2 protein-coding genes are annotated in these 1,527 nt (G+C 56.1%); both read right to left on the bottom strand.

Going from position 1 to position 1,527, the window contains the following annotated elements; genetic code table 11:
- Nucleotides 1-91: CstA-like transporter-associated (seleno)protein (locus Q0562_RS13870; protein WP_366144804.1), on the bottom strand; the 91-nt coding region annotated here is incomplete at its 3' end.
- Nucleotides 81-1,527: carbon starvation CstA family protein (locus Q0562_RS13365; protein WP_298645140.1), on the bottom strand; the 1,447-nt coding region annotated here is incomplete at its 5' end. The genes Q0562_RS13870 and Q0562_RS13365, both read right to left, overlap by 11 nt.

The following is a 1,527-nucleotide window of genomic DNA, read 5'->3' as shown; positions in this document are numbered from 1 at the left end:
GAGCAACGTAGTTTTCATAATCGGGCACACCTGCCATGAGGTTGGCGGTAAGTTTGGCGGTTTTCCACCAAGCGGCGAGTTTACGCTTCACTTTGTGCCTCCGGTTGTTTGCCGTCGCGGTAAACCGCCGGGATTTCTTTGGCGGTTGACCAGCCGACTTTGCGTGCTTTCATAGCGGTACGCACGCCGTAGATGGCAACGACAACGACGACTGAGAGGAACAATGCGGTCAGACCGGCATTGACCTGGTCGTTGAAGATGATTTGCGACATTTCGCCGATGTCTTTAGCGGGCGCGAGGACTTCGTTTTTAGCCAATGCTTCGCTGTATTTGCCGGCATGGGCAAGGAAGCTGACGCGCGGGTCGCTGTGGAACAGTTTTTGCAGACCGGCATAGCAGGTGACAAACAGTACGCCGACGGCAGGAACGAGTGCCACCCAGACATAACGGTCGCGTTTCATCTTAATCAGCACAACGGCACACATAATCAAGGCTACGCCTGCCAGCATTTGGTTGGCGATGCCGAACAAAGGCCAGAGCGAGTTGATGCCGCCCAAGGGGTCGGTCACGCCGGTGTAGAGGAAGTAGCCCCACAATGCCACGGCGAAGAAGGTCGCAATCAGGTTGGCAGGGATGGAGTCGGTGTTGCCGAAAGGTTTGTAGAAGATACTGCCCAAGTCTTGAATCATGAAACGTGCGACGCGCGTACCGGCATCGACGGCGGTCAGGATAAACAAGGCTTCAAACAACAGGGCAAAGTGATACCAGAATGCCATCATGGCTTCGCCCGGAATCAGGCGGCTCATGATGTGTGCCATACCGACTGCGAGGGTTGGCGCACCGCCCGCACGGGACAGGATGGTGTTTTCGCCCACTTCCTTAGCGGTGTGCAACAGGGTTGCGGCATCGACAGGGAATTGCAGCTTGGTGGTAATCACTTCGGCAGCGGTATTGGCATCTGTACCGATCAGGGCGGCGGGGCTGTTCATGGCGAAGTACACGCCGGGGTCAAGCGATGACGCGGCAGCCAAGGCCATAATCGCCACGAAACTTTCCATCAACATACCGCCGTAACCGATCATGCGGACGTGGGTTTCGTTTTCCAGCATTTTCGGCGTAGTACCGGAAGAAATCAGCGCGTGGAAGCCTGAAACCGCACCACAGGCGATGGTAATGAAGAGGAACGGGAACAATGCGCCTGAGAATACAGGGCCGGAACCGTCGATGAAGTGGGTCACGGCAGGCATTTGCAGCGCAGGGCTGACGATGAGGATACCGATGGCGAGTGCGACAATCGTACCGATTTTCAGGAAGGTAGAGAGATAGTCGCGCGGAGTCAGCAGCAGCCATACCGGCAATACTGATGCTACGAAGCCGTAAATCATAATCGCCCAAGTGAGCTGGATGCCGTCAAGGTCAAACCAGTGACCGATGGAGCTGTGCGCCACATTGTCGCCGTAAATCACCGCCAGCATCAGCAGGATAAAGCCGACGATGGAAATCTCGCCGATTTTGCCCGGGCGGATA

Source organism: uncultured Cardiobacterium sp. (assembly GCF_938028825.1).
GTDB lineage: Bacteria > Pseudomonadota > Gammaproteobacteria > Cardiobacteriales > Cardiobacteriaceae > Cardiobacterium.
The sequence above is the reverse complement of the archived record's forward strand: the minus strand, read 5'-3'. Positions and strand labels throughout refer to the sequence as shown.